This is a genomic window from Candidatus Palauibacter sp., assembly GCF_965216145.1.
Taxonomy (GTDB): Bacteria; Gemmatimonadota; Gemmatimonadetes; order Palauibacterales; family Palauibacteraceae; genus Palauibacter.
Genome location: NZ_OZ244149.1, coordinates 2,931,357 through 2,948,215, shown reverse-complemented (window position 1 = coordinate 2,948,215; position 16,859 = coordinate 2,931,357). Strand labels below are relative to the sequence as shown.

General features: G+C 69.0%; 14 protein-coding genes and 1 pseudogene. 12 read left to right on the top strand and 3 right to left on the bottom strand.

Annotated elements, in window-relative coordinates:
• The first annotated feature begins 8 nt into the window (after positions 1-8).
• The 4 genes from ACOOHF_RS12560 to ACOOHF_RS12545 are packed head-to-tail and all read left to right on the top strand — an operon-like array spanning position 9 to position 3,415.
• Complete coding sequence (locus ACOOHF_RS12560; protein WP_419935187.1) at positions 9-794, top strand: SDR family NAD(P)-dependent oxidoreductase; 786 nt, start codon at positions 9-11, stop codon at positions 792-794.
• Entirely contained in the window at positions 794-1,165 is a 372-nt protein-coding gene (gene folB, locus ACOOHF_RS12555; protein WP_420461954.1) for a dihydroneopterin aldolase, read from the top strand. The genes ACOOHF_RS12560 and folB overlap by 1 nt, the downstream gene beginning before the upstream one ends.
• Positions 1,162-1,704, top strand: coding sequence for a 2-amino-4-hydroxy-6-hydroxymethyldihydropteridine diphosphokinase (gene folK, locus ACOOHF_RS12550; RefSeq protein WP_420461953.1), 543 nt, complete (start codon positions 1,162-1,164; stop codon positions 1,702-1,704). Before folB ends, folK begins: the two co-directional genes overlap by 4 nt.
• A gap of 52 nt (positions 1,705-1,756) precedes the next feature.
• Positions 1,757-3,415 carry a hypothetical protein gene (locus ACOOHF_RS12545; RefSeq protein ID WP_420461952.1) on the top strand — a complete coding sequence of 553 codons (1,659 nt, stop codon included), beginning with the start codon at positions 1,757-1,759 and terminating at the stop codon, positions 3,413-3,415.
• Positions 3,416-3,442: 27 nt separating this feature from the next.
• Here the strand turns inward: ACOOHF_RS12545 and ACOOHF_RS12540 are convergent, their stop codons facing one another.
• On the bottom strand, positions 3,443-3,994 hold the full coding sequence (locus ACOOHF_RS12540) for a hypothetical protein (protein WP_420461951.1): 552 nt from the start codon (positions 3,992-3,994) through the stop codon (positions 3,443-3,445).
• A gap of 137 nt (positions 3,995-4,131) precedes the next feature.
• Between ACOOHF_RS12540 and ACOOHF_RS12535 the strand changes: the two genes are divergently transcribed.
• The 6 genes from ACOOHF_RS12535 (at position 4,132) to ACOOHF_RS12510 (ending at position 12,058) form a co-directional block, all read left to right on the top strand.
• Positions 4,132-5,049, top strand: a complete 918-nt coding sequence (locus tag ACOOHF_RS12535) for a DUF3810 family protein (RefSeq protein WP_419935183.1) — start codon at positions 4,132-4,134, stop codon at positions 5,047-5,049.
• A 31-nt stretch (positions 5,050-5,080) separates the two neighbouring features.
• Positions 5,081-7,036, top strand: a complete 1,956-nt coding sequence (locus ACOOHF_RS12530; protein ID WP_419935182.1) for a cation:proton antiporter — start codon at positions 5,081-5,083, stop codon at positions 7,034-7,036.
• Positions 7,033-8,199, top strand: coding sequence for a pyridoxal phosphate-dependent aminotransferase (locus ACOOHF_RS12525; RefSeq protein WP_420461950.1), 1,167 nt, complete (start codon positions 7,033-7,035; stop codon positions 8,197-8,199). The genes ACOOHF_RS12530 and ACOOHF_RS12525 overlap by 4 nt, the downstream gene beginning before the upstream one ends.
• Positions 8,196-10,031 (top strand): DUF4153 domain-containing protein, encoded by a 1,836-nt coding sequence (locus ACOOHF_RS12520; protein WP_420461949.1) that lies wholly within the window; start codon positions 8,196-8,198, stop codon positions 10,029-10,031. Before ACOOHF_RS12525 ends, ACOOHF_RS12520 begins: the two co-directional genes overlap by 4 nt.
• Positions 10,032-10,182: 151 nt before the next feature.
• Complete coding sequence (locus ACOOHF_RS12515; protein ID WP_420461948.1) at positions 10,183-10,950, top strand: hypothetical protein; 768 nt, start codon at positions 10,183-10,185, stop codon at positions 10,948-10,950.
• Positions 10,951-10,957: 7 nt separating this feature from the next.
• The gene (locus ACOOHF_RS12510; RefSeq protein WP_419935178.1) at positions 10,958-12,058 is read left to right on the top strand and encodes a hypothetical protein; all 1,101 of its coding nucleotides are present in this window, start codon (positions 10,958-10,960) and stop codon (positions 12,056-12,058) included.
• 4 nt (positions 12,059-12,062) lie between these two features.
• Here ACOOHF_RS12510 and ACOOHF_RS12505 read toward each other — a convergent pair whose 3' ends face one another.
• Positions 12,063-13,835 carry an amidohydrolase gene (locus ACOOHF_RS12505; RefSeq protein ID WP_420461947.1) on the bottom strand — a complete coding sequence of 591 codons (1,773 nt, stop codon included), beginning with the start codon at positions 13,833-13,835 and terminating at the stop codon, positions 12,063-12,065.
• Between the two features lie 195 nt (positions 13,836-14,030).
• Here ACOOHF_RS12505 and ACOOHF_RS12500 point away from each other — a divergent pair, with 195 nt between their 5' ends.
• On the top strand, positions 14,031-14,606 hold the full coding sequence (locus ACOOHF_RS12500; protein WP_420461946.1) for an outer membrane beta-barrel protein: 576 nt from the start codon (positions 14,031-14,033) through the stop codon (positions 14,604-14,606).
• A gap of 73 nt (positions 14,607-14,679) precedes the next feature.
• Positions 14,680-15,796, top strand: a pseudogene (locus tag ACOOHF_RS12495) (PA0069 family radical SAM protein).
• Positions 15,797-15,799: 3 nt separating this feature from the next.
• Here ACOOHF_RS12495 and ACOOHF_RS12490 read toward each other — a convergent pair.
• Entirely contained in the window at positions 15,800-16,762 is a 963-nt protein-coding gene (locus ACOOHF_RS12490; RefSeq protein ID WP_420461945.1) for a PDZ domain-containing protein, read from the bottom strand.
• Positions 16,763-16,859 lie beyond the last annotated feature (97 nt).

Sequence of the window (16,859 nt, the reverse complement as noted above, 5' to 3'; positions counted from 1 at the left end):
AATACGAAGTGAAGCTTGAAGGGACGGTCGCACTCGTGACCGGAGGGGGCCTCCGACTGGGCCGCGCGCTCGCGCTCGGCCTGGCCGAGGCGGGGTGCGACATCTTCATCCATTACCGCGCCTCGCTGGAGGCCGCCGAGCGCACGGCCGACGACGTACGAGCCGTGGGCCGCCGGGCGGCGACCGCCGCCGCCGACCTCGTCGACCCGGCGCAGCTCGAGGGTGTGTTCGAGACGTTCGACGTGCACTTCGACCGCCTCGACATTCTGGTGAACTCGGCGGCCAGCTTCGAGCGCATTCCGTTCGACGAGGTAACCATCGCCGAGTGGGATGCCGTTCAGGCACTCAACCTGCGCGCGCCCTTCCTCATGACGCAGCGGGCTGCCGTCCGCATGGGGGCCGTCGTGGACCGGCGCGGCAGCCTCGGGGAACCTTGGGCGCCCGGCGTCATAATCAACATGTCGGACATGGCGGGGGTCGCCGCCTGGAAGGGGTTCACGCCGCACGGGGTGAGCAAGGCGGGCCTCCTGCACCTGACGAAGACGGCCGCGCGGGAACTCGGCCCGGACGTACGCGTAAACGCCATTGTACCCGGCCCGATCCTCCCGCCCTCCGGCGAGACGGCGGAGGACCCGGAATGGGCGCGGAAGGGTCGGCGCGTCCCCCTCTCGCGCACGGGGGAGCCGGCGCATGTGGCCCAGGCGGCGGTGTTCCTGGCCGCGAACGACTACGTGACGGGAGCGACGATCCATGTGGATGGCGGCGAGCACCTGCTGCCGGGAGGAAGAGGCTGATGGCGGCGCGCGACAACATCATCATCCGCGATCTCCTCGTCAGAGGGATCATCGGGGTCAACGACTGGGAACGCGAGAAGAAACAGGACATCGTGATCAACATGGCTCTGTCCGTGGATGCCCGGACCGCCGGCGAGTCGGACGACGTCGGGCACGTGCTCAACTACCGGACGCTCACGAAGCGCGTAATCGCACACATCGAGAAGGCCGAGCCGTATCTGGTGGAAGCCCTCGCGCACCAGCTCGCGCGGATCGCGATCGTGGACTTCGGCGCCGAACGCGCCAAGGTCCGCGTCGAGAAGCCCGGTGCCCTGCGCTACGCGCGATCGGTCGGGATCGAAGTCGAACGTTCGGCGGCGGACTACGCGTGAAGACGGACCGCTCCGCGGCCACCCGCGAGCCGGAAGCCGTGCGGCGCACCGTCCTCCTGGCGCTGGGATCCAACATCGAGCCGGAGCGACACATCCTCGCGGCCCTCGATGCGCTCGACGAAGTGCTCGGCATCGAGGCGCTCTCGGCCATCTATGAGGCCGATCCAGTGGGGAGCCCGGGAACGCCCCGCTTCCTCAACGCGGCCCTTCGTCTCACGACCGGGCGCAGCCCGCGCGCGCTGAAGTTCGACGTGATCCGCCCGCTGGAGCGGCGGCTGGGACGCCGGAGGACCTCCGACCCGAACGCACCCCGCACGATCGACATCGACATCGCGGCGGTGGAGGGGCTCATCGTCGACCGACACGACCTGCGGCTGCCGGATCCCGAGATCCTCACGCGCGCATACCTGGCGCTGCCGCTCGCCGATGTGGCACCGGGGTTCCGGCACCCCATCGAGGGGCTCACACTCGGCGAGATCGCCGCCCGTTTCGGCGACGAACCCGGGGTCAGGAGACGCGCCGATGTGCGGTGGCCGTGATCCCCGGACCGCCGTACCTTCCGGCCCCATGATTCCGTCGCAGGACCCCTCGGTGAGGGGTACTCGCCCCGCCCCGTTCCGGGGCGCGAACGTCGCCCGAGTCCTTCCTCTGCTGGGCCTCCTCCTGGCGTCCGAAGTACGGGCGCAGGTCTCGCCACCCGGGAGTGCGGCCGACGCCGCGAGCACGATCATCGACACCGTCATCATCACTCGCCGGGACATTTTTGCGCCCGAAGAAGCGGCCAACAATATCATCTACCGGATCGGAAACGGTCTGCACGCGACGACGCAGCTGTGGGTCATCCGCCGCGAACTGCTCCTCGGACCCGGGGCGCCGTACGATTCCCTGCTGGCCGCCGAGAGCGAGCGCAACCTCCGCCGCCTCGGCCTCTTCGCCCGCGTCCGCGTGGATTCGGTGCAGGTCGACGGGAAGCGCGCCTTGAGGGTGGGAACACGGGATGCGTGGAGTCTGCAGCCGCGCTTCACGGGACGCCTCGCTTCGGATGGCACGTTGACCGGCACCTTCGGGGTCACCGAGGTCAACCTCGGGGGCACCGGCAACTCGATGCGAGCGTGGTACGTGAGGGAGACCGACCGCGACGGCATGGACCTCCGGCTCACGTCGAACCGGGTGGGGTTGACGCGGCTATCGGTCAGCGGAACCTGGCTGAACCTGTCGGATCGCGACGTCGTCGTGTGGAGAGTCTCGAACCCCTTCCGCTCTCTCTCGGATCGCTCAGCCTTCTACTACGAGGGACGGAGCTTCCAGGGGCGGATCCCACAGTACGTTCGAGACCGCCCGGACTCACTCCAGACGATCGAATGGCGGCGACGCGCGCTGATCAACCGGTTCACGGGCACACTCGCCCCGATCGCCAGCGCACGCGGGTTCGTGCGCGTGGGGGCCACGCTGGAGGTCCGCCACGAGGAGCACATGCGGCTGGAGAATCCCGAAGTGGATGTCGACAGCCTCTATGCGACGGTTCCGGACTCGGTCTACGGCCTGGTCGGCGCGTTCGTGGAGTGGCGGCGTGCCCGCTTCGAGCGCGTCGAACGCTTCAACGGCTTCGCGGAGGAGGACCAGGACCTCAGTCACCGCGTGTTCTTTTCGGCGAAGCTCGCCCATGAAGCCCTGGGCTACGAGTCGACGGGAGTGGGAGCCCGCCTCCTCCTTTCCTCGGGTACGCGCGCGGGATCGGCTCTTCTCAAGGGTCTGCTCGACGGTGGTGGCCTGTTCAACTCGGCGGGGCTCGATTCGGGCTACGTCTACGGCTCCGGAACGGCGGCGGTGCGCTCCACCGATCGTAACACCACGTTCCTGCGCGCCATCGGAGGGGTCCAGGAATCGCCCCGGCCGGGGTCCGAGCACGACATCGGCTTCCAGATCCTCCCCCGCCTGTGGGGACCGCATGCCTTCGTGGGTACCCGGACGCTCCAGGCGACGCTCGAACATCGCTCCTATCTCGTCGACAACTTCGCCAATCTGTTCGGACTCGGGGTGGGCGCGTTCGTCGACTACGGAGGGGCGTGGTATCCCGACCAGGACACGAGGCTCGGGGGCAACGTCGGGGTCACCGTGTTCGGCGGCTCCCCGCTGTCCTCATTCGCGCAGGTGACGAACTTCAACGTGGGGTACCGCTTCGGCGGCGGGATCTCCAGCTCCGAGACATCGAGATGGGCCTTCAGCGCCGGCGGCGGCCTGCGATTTTGACCCCGCCCGCTGTCCCTTCCGTCCGAGTCAGGGCAGGAGAACGCCGCCGGCGATGAGGAGTTGTCCACCCCCCTGCAGTTCGTACCTCAGTTCGACGAAGGGGGTGAATCCGACGAGCGGAAAGCGGAACCCGGCGACGAGGTTGAGGCCGAAGAGGCTTTCGGAGCTTCCCTCGCCCTCGTCGGAGCCGTCATCGGATCCCTCATCGGACCCGGACGGGACCTCCTGCCAGGCAAAGTTCGCGCCACCGCCGATGTACGGGACGAGGTTCGTCGCGCGGGCGATCGAGAGGTCCCCGAGCACGTTCACGTTGAGTTCCCGGTAGTCGTAGTCGCCTCCGGGGTCCCCCAGACCCGAATCGGGAAAGAAGTAGTCGAAGGAAGCGGCGACCCACACCCCCGGGGCGACCCAGGGGACGGCCGCCTGCGCGCGCGGGCCGAGTCCGAAGTCCGCGTCGTCCCCGAAGCTGACCTGTCCCCCGACCTTGATCTCCTGCCCCGCGAGCGGGACGGCGCCGAGAGCGATCGCCAGCGCGACCCCCGACACGACTCGCAACGACCCCGACCTGCTTCGACGCATGCTCCCCTCCCTCTCTTCGGACTCGCGAGCGCGCGGGCGTCGGCGCGCGTACGCCCCACGGACGCCCTTTCGCCCCATACGGTTGCCACGCGTCCCCGGATTCCGGACTTTCGTGCACTACTCGCGGACGAGGACCCATGGACAGACTCCGGATCCCCAACATAGCGACGTACCTCCCGATCGCGCCTTCGGATTTGCTTCTGACGGCCCCCCTCGCGGCGAGGATTCTCTTCGGCGCGAGCCCGGCCGGCCGCGCCCTCCAGGTGGCGGCGCTCGGCGTGTACGCGGGGAGCGCGGCCATCGACTGGGCGATCCGCGCGGACGCCCGGCGGGTGGACTTCGAGGAGGCGTTCGGGTTCGACCCGCTTCGTCCGCCCCCGGCCTCCGAGAAGGATCGCCTGGGGGATGTCGAACGTCTCGTGGCCCGCCTGAACGGCAACTACCTCCCGATGCGGACACCCCGGAAGGAACTGGCCGAGCAGGTCGACCTCCGGCTGACCGATTTCCTGGCCGAACTCACGGGGCAACGGCTCGAGACGAGCGCGCGGGTTCGGGATTTCATGCTCGCGCAGATCGTGTTCCCCTTCGCCCTCGGGGCGGCGGACCCGTTGACCGGCGACGTCGCGATCTTCCGGAGTACGGGTGTGTTCGAACCGCACGTGATCGCGCACGAGTTCTGTCACCGGAAGGGGTACCTCAAGGAGGTCGAGGCGCAGGTCCTCGGCTACCTCGCGCTGGCGGATTCCGGCGAACCCCTGCTCGAGCAATCCGCGTTCTGCGAGCGGCTCGACCGCCAGCTATGGGTGCTCGCCGACCGGGACGCCACCGCGTACAACGAGATGCTCGTTGACGCGGGTCTGCGTGAGGAGTTGCGAGCGGCCTTCGAGCTGCGTCACCCGAACGAGGGCGGGCTGGCCGGCGTCGTGGGGCCGATCATGAAGAACGCCTATGAGGCCCGGATGAAGTTCACCGGCCAGAACGGCCTCTCCGACTACGACGAGGGGTTCACGAACTTCCTCCTCGCCATCGAGCGGGAGCCGGTGGAAGGGACCTGATGCCCACCCGCGGAGCCGCGGCCCCCATACCGTGAATCTCCAGGATCCCGCACTCACGTTCGCGCTCGCGCTCGCCGCGGGCGTGGTCGTGCAATCCGTGGCTCGACACGTCCGGGTGCCCGGCATCCTCTTCCTGCTCGCGACCGGCATCCTGCTGGGGCCCGAGTTCGCGAACCTCGTGCGGCCCGAGACGCTGGGCGAAGGCCTCAACCCCATCGTTGGGCTCGCGGTGGCCGTGATCCTGTTCGAGGGCGCGCTTCAGCTCAACATCGGCCGGCTGCGACGCGAAGCGCTCGTCATCCGCCGGTTGATCACGCTCGGGGCGCTGATCACGATCGCCGGGGCCACGGTCACGGCCATGCTCGCTCTGGGCTGGAGTCTCCAGGTTGCGCTGCTGTTCGGCGCGCTGGTCTCCGTCACGGGCCCCACGGTGATCAACCCGCTCACGCGGCGGATCCGTCTCCGGAACAAGCTGCGCACGATCCTCGAAGCCGAAGGCGTGCTCATCGACCCGGTCGGGGCCATTCTCGCGGTGGTCGCCTTCGAGGTGGCGCTGGCCTCGACCGCGGGCGAGGTGGGGGCGGGCGTCCTCGGCCTGCCCAGACGGCTCGGGCTCGGGCTCGTGATCGGGGTCGCGGGAGGGGTCGCGATCGGCGGCCTCCTGAGGCTGCGCCGGGCGGTCCCGTCCGACCTGCGGAACATCTTCACCCTCGCGAGCGTCCTCGCCCTCTACCAGGCCTCGCACGCCCTCCTTCCCGAAAGCGGCATCATGACGGTCGCGATCGCGGGGCTCGTGGTCGGCAACATGGGCCCGCGGCACGCGCGCGAACTCGTCGAGTTCAAGGAACAACTCACCTACCTGCTCGTCGGCCTCCTCTTCGTGCTGCTGTCGGCCGCCGTCGACCTGGCCGACGTGTGGGCGCTGGGCGCCGGGGGCATCGCGACCGTCATCGTGCTCGTCGTGCTCATCCGCCCGCTCTGCGTCCTGGCCTGCACGCGGGGAGCGGGACTCGAGCGCAACGAACAGGCCTTCCTCGCCTGGCTCGCACCGCGCGGGATCGTCGCCTTCGCCGTGTCGTCCCTGTTTGCGGCGGAACTCGCGCACATGGGGATGGAGGCACAGGGAGATCAGCTCCGCGCGATGGTGTTCCTCGTCATCGCCGTCACCGTAGTCGTACTCGGGGGGACGGGCGGGCTCATGGCCGGACTCCTGCGCGTGCGGAAGCCGTCCAGGTACGGGTTCGTCGTGGTAGGGGCCAATCCGGTGGGACGCGCCCTCGCGCGGACGCTCCGGGCGGCGCGAACAGGCGACGCTCCGATCATCCTCGTCGACACCAACCCGACCGAGGCGGGCGCCGCGGAGGGTGAGGGGTTCCGGGTCGTGCTCGGCAACGCGAACGAACCGCGGACCCTCGTGAGGGCCGGGGTCGAATCGCGGCGCGCCGTCGTCGCCCTCACCCCTAACGAAGGCGTGAACCTGCTGATCGCGACACGCGTGGGGGAGGCCGCTCCGGGCGTCGACCGGCTGGTCGCCATAGATCCGCTGACCCCGGGTGTGGGCCCGGAGCAGGTGGACGAGAGCGAAGCCGCCGTACTGTTCGGTTCGGGCATCGAATACGAGCGCTGGGCGCACCACTTCCGGCGTGACCGCGTCGCGATCGAACCGCTCATCTACGAGGGCACCCCGGGGCTGCGCGTCACGCAGCTGGACGCGCTGGCCGACCGCCAGTTCCCCGCCCTCGCGCTCGTCCACCGGCGCGGGAGGCGCGAGCAGCCGGTGTCCACGAACACTGTCCTCAAGTCGGGAGATGTGGTCTGGTTCGGCTGGCTGCGCGATCATGAGGAACTCGTGGAGCCCCGGCTCGCAGGCTCCGGGTTCCGACGGCCGGACCGTCCGACCTCCGACACACGGGCGGAAAACCACGGGGAAGATTCGGCCAACCCGGAAGCAGAAGAAGAAGAGGAAGAGGAAGAACGGAGTTCATGAAGATACATACCGCTCGGCGGACGCACGGCTTCACCGAGTCCGTCATCCGCATGATGACCCGGCTCTCGAACGAGCACGGCGCGATCAACCTCTCGCAGGGCTTCCCCGACTTCGAGTCGCCGGACACGCTCAAGATCGGAGCGGCGCGCGCGATCTACGACGACGTGAATCAGTACGCGATCACGTGGGGCGCGAAGCGGTATCGCGAGGCGCTCGCCGCCGCCTACGGCGAGTGGTACGGCCTCGACGTGGACCCGGAGCGGCACCTGACCGTGACCTGCGGGGCGACGGAGGCGATGATGTCCGTGCTGCTGGCCGTGGTCGATCCGGGCGAAGAGATCATCGTGTTCGAGCCCTTCTACGAGAACTACGGGCCCGACACCACGCTCTGCGACGCGACCCCCGTCTTCGTGCGGCTGACGAGCGACTGGCGGATCGACTTCAACGTGCTGCGCGCCGCATTCAGCGACCGGACGCGCGCGATCATCGTCAACACCCCGAACAACCCCACCGGCCGCGTCTTCACGCGCGAGGAACTGGAGAAGATCGGGGCCCTGTGCCAGGAGTTCGACGCCTACGCGATCACGGACGAGGTCTACGAGCACATCCTTTACGACGGCGCGGAGCACATCCCCATGGCGACGCTGCCGGGGATGCGGGATCGGACGATCACCATCAGCGCCGCGTCGAAGACCTTCGCCATCACGGGGTGGCGGATCGGGACGATCATCGCGCACGCGGCGCTGTCCGACGCGATCCGGAAAGTCCATGACTTCCTCACCGTGGGCGCTCCCGCGCCGCTGCAGGAGGGGGTCGCCGCCGGGCTCGAGATGCTCCCCGCCTCGTATTACGAGGGGTTGTCCGACTTCTACGGCGCCAAGCGGGACCTCTTCTACCCCGCGCTGGTGGAGGCGGGGTTCCACTGCCGGAAGCCGGAGGGCGCGTACTACGTGCTGGCGGACTTCTCGGATCTCTCGGATCTGCCGGACGACGAGTTCTCCTTCTGGCTCACGCGTGAGATCGGGGTCGCGCCCGTCCCCGGATCCAGCTTTTTCCACGACCCCGCGGACGGGCGGAAGCTGGTGCGTTTCGCGTTCTGCAAGACGGAAGAGGTCCTCGAACAGGCGGCCGAGCGCCTCGTGAACGTGAGGGTCCGCGTATGAAGCTGCCCTCGATCCAGCGCCTCGCCTCGGCGGCGTGGGCCACGGCGCAGCGGTTCCCGGTCGTCCTCCTCTGCGGGGTCGTCGCCTCCATCGCCGCCATGAGGGCCGTGGAGGCGGACACGTTCGAGGCCCTGCGCCCCGTCGCGGCGGCCAGTCTCGGACTGCCCCTGCTCACGGGCCTGACCCTGTTCGCCGAGCGCCGGGGTCTCGGAGCACTGCAACACTGGGCGCTGCGCGCGCTGGGCCTCGCCGTGCTCCTCCTCTTCTATTGGCGCTGGCCGAACTGGGGCGAGCAGGTCACGGCGATGCGCTACTTCCACTTCAGCGTCACGCTGCACCTCCTCGTCGCCTTCATCGCCTATCTCGGGGTCCGCGAGCCGAACGGCTTCTGGCAGTTCAATCGAACGCTCTTCTTCCGGTTCTGTCTCGGCGGCATCTATACGTATGTCCTGTTCGGCGGGCTGTCGCTCGCCCTGCTCGGCATCGACAATCTGTTCGGGATCGACATAGACGATCTCAACTATCCCCGACTGCTCTTCTTCCTCGGTTTCGTCTTTCAGACCTGGTTCTTTCTGGCGGGCGTTCCGCGCGACTTCGGGCGGCTGGAGCGGCGGGATGACTATCCGGCGGGGCTTCGCGTCTTCGTGCAGTACGTGCTGCTGCCACTCGTCTCCCTGTACCTGGTCATCCTGACGGCCTACCTCGGGCGCGTGGTGATCACGACCACGTGGCCGAGCGGCTGGATCGGCTATCTCGTTTCGGCGCTCGCGGCGGTCGGCATCTTCTCGCTCCTCCTCGTCCATCCCAGGCGCGGCCGCGAGAGCCATGCCTGGATCGATAGGTACGCCCGGGTCTTCTGGATCGCGCTCCTGCCGTCGGTCGCCATGTTGCTGCTCGCCATCACGCAGCGGATCGGGCAGTACGGCATCACCGCGCCCCGATACCTGCTCCTCGTCCTGGCGGTCTGGCTGGGCGCCACCGCCCTCTTCTACACGGTGTCGCGGTCGCGCGAGATCAAGGGGATTCCGCTCAGTCTGGCCGTGCTCGGCCTCCTCACCTTCGTCGGCCCCTGGTCCGCGTACGATGTCGCGGAGCGCAGCCAGGTCGGACGACTCGAGGGCCTGCTGACCGCGCACGGGGTGCTGCGGGAGGGAAGGGTCTCCCCGGCGGCGGCCGAGGTCCCCGTCGAGGTCCCCGCCGAAGACTGGCGGCAGATCAACGACATCCTGGCCTATCTGGCGGGCTGGCACGGGACGGACGGCATCGACGGCTGGTTCGACGGGGGCGTGGCCACGGTCGACACGATCGGGGAGGGGACCGCGCCCTCCTCGTGGACCGAAGCCGGGCGCCGCGCCGCGCTCATCGCCGACTATTTCGGCCTCGCCCCCGGGGAGGGGTTGCTGCCGGACCCCCGCGGCTTCACCGGGATCTCGCCCCCCGGGGGCCGGGACGCGGCCGTCGCCCTGTCCGGTTTCGATCATGCGTTCTTTGACGTGAACCTCCTCAACGGCCGACGCATGATCGAGGGGGATACGCTGGCGTTCGACGCCACGGCGGACAGCCTCGGCACGAGGATCCGTCTCGGCGAGACGGAGTTTGCGACCGCCTCCTTCGCGGGGCTGATCGCCCGGGCGTCACGGTCGGGCATCTCGACCGCGCCCGGACGCGTCGAACTGCCGCCCGACTCGCTGCACCTTGATTTCACGCGGGCGGGCGTCACGGTCCGCATCCAGATCACGACCCTGCGCGTCCGGCTGACCGACGACGAACACCGGCCCGTCAGCGTCAGGGGTACGGTGCTGTTCAGGCGTGAGGAAGACCCCGAGCCGTAGCCGTCCTCGCAGGCCACGGCGGCCCGGAGCTCGGCCCGAGGGAACACAACCCTTTGCGGCGGGGTTCTGTCATATTGGAGGGCGAAACCCGCTACGGCGCGGATTCGTAGATTCACCGGGTCGCCGACTTTTCTGCCGCGGAGTATTCGACGTGAAGCTGATCCGACAAGCCGTCGCCGCGTTCGCCGTCTGGGCCGTCTTCCTCTATGCCTGGGCTGCCGTCTCCCACCTTACCGACCTGGCCGGACCGGCCCGCATCAGCAGCGCCTCGATGGGACTGGTGGCGGACGCCCTCGAAGTCCTCGATCCGCCGGGCGCGCTAGCGGCTCCGCCGCGCCTCGCCGCGGCGCAGGTCCGGCGAGCGGCCGACGCCGCCGGGGCAGTGCATGGCGCGATCGAGCACTCCGCGGGCGCGTTCGTCGACCGGCTCGGGCACGCTCGGGCGCACCCCCGCCGCGATGTTCTGGAGAGGCTTCGGGAGACGTTGGATGCGCAGCGGATCAGGCTCGCGCCGGGCGCGCGAATGACCATCAGGCCGGATGCGCGGGTCACGATCAGGCCGAACGACAGGCTGACACGGACCCTGGAACGCCGTGAGCGGCTGTGGGCCGATCAGACGCAGACTCTGGACTCCGGGGAGGATGTGCGGATGCACGTCGGCCTCGGCGGCAAGACCATCTGGCTGGACGCCGGGACCATCGAGCGCGACGGCGAGGCCATCCGGATGGACGCCACGGGTACGACGCAAGGGGAGTTGCACAGGGTGCTGCACGGACGCGCCGCGGCCACGGAGGCGGGACGCTCCGGCCCGCAGCTCTCGGTGGAGCTGGACGCCAGCGTCGACCGGGACAAGGTCAAGAAGTGGCTCGAGAAGCTGCTCGATCTTCTGGAGGATCTGGAAGCGTCCGACACGCGTTGAGCCAGCCTTGAGCCACATGGAGTCCCGCCGCCACCGATCTCCGGTCGCCGTCGTCGGGATCCTCGCCGCGGTCAACCTGCCCGGACTGGCGCCAGCCGTAGCCCAGGAGGCGCACGCCGGCCACGCCATGGCGACGGAGCAGCCGAAGCCGACCGCGTCGACGAAGAGCATCCGCGTCGTCGACGATCCGGGGCGCAAGGAACTCGCCATCGTGTTGGGGCCGATCGATCTGCCCGCGCAATCCTCGCACCACATGGAACAGCTTCCCGTGCAGGAGGGCGTCTTCCCCTTCGACATGACGATCCGCGGCTACCGGACCCATATCCTCGACGAGGACGGAGAGCCCGTACCGCGCGTCGTCCTGCACCACATGAACCTCCTCGAGCCCGGACGGCGCGAACTCTTCCTGCCGATCATGCTGAGGGTGCTCGCCGCGAGCCATGAGACGCGACCGGTCCGCATGCCGGGCTGGCTGTTCGGTCTCCCCGTGCGGGGGGGCGCGACCTTCCTCGCGCTGACCATGCTGCACAACCCGACGGAGGAGGCCTACGAGGGCGTCACCGTCCATCTGACGCTCGAGTACGAGCGGAACGAAGCGCTGCCCCTGTATCCCGTGACACCGTTCCACGTAGACGCCATGTACCCCGAGGTCTCCGCCACGAAGGCGTGGGACCTTCCGCCCGGACGCTCGACGAAGTCCTGGGACGCCAGCCCCGCCATCCGCGGGCTGATCATCGGGCTGGGCGGACACCTGCACGCGCATGCGACCCGGCTCACATTCCGGAACCTGACCACCGGCGAAGTCCTGTACGACGTACGGCCGAAAGTCGGTGAGGACGGACGGATTGTCGACATCCCGATGCTCATGCATCAGGGCCGCGGCGTCGGGGCGCTCGTCGTCCCGGGGCACACCTACCGCATCACGGCCGAGTACTGGAACCCGTTCGACTCGGGGATCGAGGACGGTGGCATGGCGGCGGTCGCCGGGGCCTTCATCCCGCTCGAGGGCTGGCCCGCGGCGAATCCGCGCGAGGCGCTGTTCGCGGCCGACTACGACTGGGTCATCCGCAGCCAGATCGAGCACGGGGCGGTCCGCGAGCGACCCTAGTTCTTTAGTTCTCCCGGCTGTACTCCACGCGGCCATGGACGATCGTGTAGTCCACCTCGGCCTGGAGGATCTCGTCGGCGGCGATCGTCAGGATGTCCCGCGACAGGACGGTGATGTCGGCCAGCTTCCCGACTTCCAGCGTTCCCTTGAGGTCCTCCTCGAACGCGGCGTAGGCGTTCGCCCACGTGTACGACTTGAGCGCCTCCTCGCGCGTCATCGCCTGGCCCTCGAAGAACGTCGACCCGCCCTCGATGAGGCGCGTGACCGTGCAGTGGAAGCTCGCCAGCGGGTCGGCGTCCTCCACCGGCACGTCCGTGCCGTTCGTCACGATCGCCCCGGCTCGCATCAGGTCCTGCCACACGTAGGCGCCCGACCGCGCCCGGCCCTCGCCCAGTCGCAGCATGACCCATGGTCCGTCGGAGCAGGCGTGGATCCCCTGCATGGAGGCGATCACGCCCAGCCCGGCGAAGCGCGGGATGTCCGCCGGGTCGATGTGCTGCGCGTGCTCGATCCGCCAGCGCAGGTCGCTGCGGTCCGGGTGGTCCGCGAAGGTGCGCTCATACAGATCGAGCACCTCGCGGTTGCCGCGGTCCCCGATCGCGTGCGTGTTGACCTGGTAGCCGCGCTCGATCGCCAGCCGCGCGACGCGCTCGATCTCTTCGGGCGTCGTCGTGGCGAGGCCGGTCGATGACGGCATGTCCGCGTAGGGCTGGAGGAGCCACGCGCCGTGCGAGCCGAGCGCCCCGTCCACGACCTGCTTGATCGACCGCACCGTGAGCCGGTTGTCCGCGTAGCCGATCATGCGGTACTCGTCGAGCCGCCCCGCGAGCGCCTCTGCCCCGCCCTGCAGCATCACGTACATCCGGACCGGCAGCGCGCCCTCATCGGCGAGGGTCCTGAGCAGGTCCACCGTCCCGAAGCCCGATCCGGCGTCCTGGAAGCTCGTGATCCCCTTGCGGAGCAGGTCCTCGTTGGCGAGGCGCACCTGTTCGCGCGCCAGGGCCTCACGCTCGGCCTCCGAGCGCGCCGCCCCCTCCTCGTTGAAGGACCGCCGAGCCAGACCCTGCGCCGTCTCGCGCAGGACGCCGGTCGGACGCCCCGCCGCGTCGTGGACGATCTCGCCCCCGGGCGGATTGGGCGTGTCGGCGTCGATCCCGGCCAGTTCCAGCGCCTTCCCGTTCACGAAGGAGGCGTGGCCGCTCGCGTGGGTGAGGATCACCGGATTCTCCGGGCTCGCCGCGCTCAGGCCTTCGTGCACCGGCTGCCCCTCGACCATCGGATCGGGCGGGCGGCTCCACTTCTCCTGATGCCACCCCCGGCCGCTGATCCAGAGCCCCGGTTCGGCATCCGCTGCCGCCTCTGCCACCATGGCGACGATGTCGTTCCACGTGTCCGCGGTCGTCAGATCGAGGATCATCTGAGCGTTCCCGAGACCCATGAAGTGGCCGTGCCCCTCGATGAAGCCTGGAATCGCGAGTCGCCCCCCGAGGTCGATCACCCGAGTGCCCTCGCCAACCCAGTCAGCGACCTCGTCGTCGGCGCCCAGCGCGGCGATCCGTCCGTCTCTGGCCGCGAGGGCACTCACCACGGCGTCCTGGCCGTCGAGCGTGGCGATCTTTCCATTGGTGAGGACGAGTTCGGCGACCCCCTCCGGCAGCGGGGAGACGTCGGCACCGGTCGCTTCGGGGCTCTCTCCGGCGTCGGTCGCGCACGCCGCGGCGGCGAAGAGGAGAAGCGGGAAAACGGAGCGGCGCGGAAATGCGGTGCGTCGAATCATGGTACCCTGACCTCGGAAGTGAAGGTGACGGGTCATCATATCGAACGCGTGCACGCGTCGCACCGACGCCGGCTGAGTACTTTCCCGTCCAAAGCCGCCGTGCGTACGTTCCTCGAGGGGCCGAATCGGATGTCGGGAGGGGACGAGGTGACGCGGACAAAGAGAAGCGCCCGATCTCGGTGGGGGTGGGTGGTGTTGAGTCTGGCCTGCGTCGTTCCGTCTGCCGCGCACGCACAGGTCGGTCTCCTGGCGGGTTACAACCGCGACGCCCTCGGCGATTTCCTGCCTGCCAGCGGCTTCGACTTCACCGATCTCAACGATGGCTTTCACATCGGGATCTTCCTCAACGTCAATCTCGCCTCCTTCGCGCTGCGGCCCGCCCTCGTCTATCACCGCGTACCCGGCCTCGTCGCGAAAGCGGGCGAGGATCAGGTCCGGTTCGACATCGAACTCCTGGAGATCCCCGTCGACGTGCGGATTCGATTCCCGTTTCCGGCCGTGAGCCCCTATCTGCTGGCGGGACCCGTCTTCATTTTCCCGTCGAGCACGGTCGAGGGCGTCGATGACCTGCTCACGGCGCGTCCCATCCGCGCGGAATTCGGCGCCGGCCTGGAACTCGATCTGGGCCTCCGGCTGTGGCCCGAGGTGCGCTACGGATTCGGAATCAACTCTCTCATGGGTTCGGAGGTCCCGGTCGGGTCCACGGTCCTCCGCGGGGACGGGAAGCCCCGCCTCGACACCCTGACCCTGCGACTCGGAATCAGCTTCTAGTTGAAACCCCGCCGGTCCTCCCTCATATTGTGTCACCTGTACCGAATAAAAGCCGAAATCCACGTTGGAGCCCATGTCGACCGTGGCCACAGACCGGCGCCGCTCGATCCGGGGACGAGGAAGCGCGCACAACCCGAAGAACCGCTTCCTCCCCCTCGCGGTGGAACGAGAGGCGTGGACGCTCGCGTCAGATCCGGATCCGGAGACCGAGATCCTGGAGGACCGATCGCGGTCCATCATCTCCCGGAACGACAGTCCCGACCTCGGATTCGACGCCAGCCTGAACCCTTATCGGGGCTGCGAGACCGGCTGCGCGTACTGCTACGCGAGGCCGACGCACGAGTACCTGGGTCTCTCGGCGGGACTCGACTTCGAGAGCCGGATCCTGGTCAAGCCGGAGGCGCCCGAACTGTTGAGGCAGGAACTCGCCTCGCCGCGGTGGAAGCCGCAGGTGCTCGTGCTGAGCGGGGTGACGGACCCCTACCAGCCCCTGGAGCGGCGGTTGAGGATCACCCGACGGTGTCTCGAGGTTCTGGTCGAGGCGCGGAACCCGGTCGGGATCGTGACGAAGCACCACCGCGTGACCCGGGACATCGATCTGCTGCGCGCAACTGGCGCGCTACAATGCCGTCCAGGTCCAGCTCTCCGTGACGACGCTGGATCGATCGCTGCAGCGAAAGATGGAGCCGCGGGCCTCAACCCCCGAGCGGCGGCTCGACGCGATCGCGCGGCTCGCCGAGGCGGGAATCCCCGTGGGGGTGAACGTGGCGCCCGTGATCCCGGGGCTCACGGATCACGAGATTCCGGCCATCGTCGAGGCGGCCGCGAAGGCGGGGGCCGAGCGTGCGATCTACATCATGCTCCGGCTTCCGTACGGGGTCGCCGACCTGTTCGAGGACTGGCTCCGTCGGCACTATCCGGGCCGCGCCGACAAGGTGCTCAACCGGATGCGGGAACTGCGGGGCGGGAGCCTCTACGCGTCGACCTTCGGCGAGCGCATGCGGGGTCGCGGGCCATTCGCGCAGCAGGTCCAGCGGCTCTTCGACCTGGCGCGCGCGAAGCACGGCATCGAGCCGCGCGACTACGATCTCTCGACGGAGCACTTCCGGCCGCCGAGGGTGGGCCCGCAGCTGGGCCTGTTCGACGAGCCGACCGGCGGATCCGCCTGGTCGGCCGGCTCGCGAACCTGACCGTCAGACGCTAAGCAAAACCCGGCGGAACGAGGCTGGCCCGAAGCCCGGCCCGAAGCTCGGAAGCCCTGTCTCTCCGTCGTCGTCTCCGCGGCGCCAACGGAAGATGCGGTCAACCTCCTCCAGTTCGACGGTGAGGGTGCGTTCGGTCCCGTCGCGGACGATGCGGACCGACACCTCGCCCGCCTCGATGTCGGCGAGCACCCGCGTGAGGTCGCCCGGGTCGCTCACGTCCTCGTCGTCGATGCCCACGATCACATCCCCTGCCAGCAGTCCGGCGGCGGCGGCCGGCGAGTCCGCCGACACCGACGTCACGAGCGCACCGCCCTCCACGCCGAAATAGTCCGCCAGCTGGTCGCCCAGCGTCTGGACGTTCGCGCCGAGTCGCGGCCGACCGAAGAACCGGATATTCGCACCGCCACGGCCGGGCTGAATCTGAACGCTCGGCGGCGACAGCCATGTGAGCCCTCGCCACGAGGTGGGCGGGTTGACGACGAGGCCACCCTGAGCGGCCTGGCTCAACCACGACCGCCTCGACCCGAGCTCGACCGACAGCTCGCGTTCGGCTCCGTCGCGGAGCACCGTGAGCTGCACCTCGCGACCCGGGGGCGTCTCCCCCGCGAGCCTCTGCAACTGGGCGACGCTCTCGAGCCGCTCGCCGTTCCAGCGCACGATCACATCCCCGTTGTTGAGGCCGGCCTCGTCCGCGGGTCCCTCGGCGACGACGTCGCTGATGAAGGCGCCGTAGGGCCTCGGCATGCCGAGGTCGGAGGCGCGCTCCTCATCGACATCGCGGATCTCGACGCCCAGATATCCGCCGCTGCCGGAAGACAAGATCGACACTCTTTCGCGCCGATCGTCCTCGCCCTCCTCCTGGGCCGTGACGGGTCCGGCTCCGAAGCCGAACCCCGCGAGCAGCGCCACGCCGAGCGCGACCGCGAGCGACTTCCCTGATTCCTGATTCATGTATCCCCCTCCGGGTCCTCCCCGATCACCGGCGCGCTCCGCGCCGGATAGTGAACGATCGCGGCTCGAAGGCCGCCCTCCGTCTACCTCGTCGGGT

Coding starts and splice junctions, on each gene's coding strand:
- folB (WP_420461954.1), top strand. CDS start 794: ATGGCGGCGCGCGACAACATCATCATCCGCGATCTCCTCGTCAGAGGG.
- ACOOHF_RS12540 (WP_420461951.1), bottom strand. CDS start 3,994: ATGCGTCGAAGCAGGTCGGGGTCGTTGCGAGTCGTGTCGGGGGTCGCG.
- ACOOHF_RS12490 (WP_420461945.1), bottom strand. CDS start 16,762: ATGAATCAGGAATCAGGGAAGTCGCTCGCGGTCGCGCTCGGCGTGGCG.
- ACOOHF_RS12505 (WP_420461947.1), bottom strand. CDS start 13,835: ATGATTCGACGCACCGCATTTCCGCGCCGCTCCGTTTTCCCGCTTCTC.
- ACOOHF_RS12525 (WP_420461950.1), top strand. CDS start 7,033: ATGAAGATACATACCGCTCGGCGGACGCACGGCTTCACCGAGTCCGTC.
- ACOOHF_RS12535 (WP_419935183.1), top strand. CDS start 4,132: ATGGACAGACTCCGGATCCCCAACATAGCGACGTACCTCCCGATCGCG.
- ACOOHF_RS12520 (WP_420461949.1), top strand. CDS start 8,196: ATGAAGCTGCCCTCGATCCAGCGCCTCGCCTCGGCGGCGTGGGCCACG.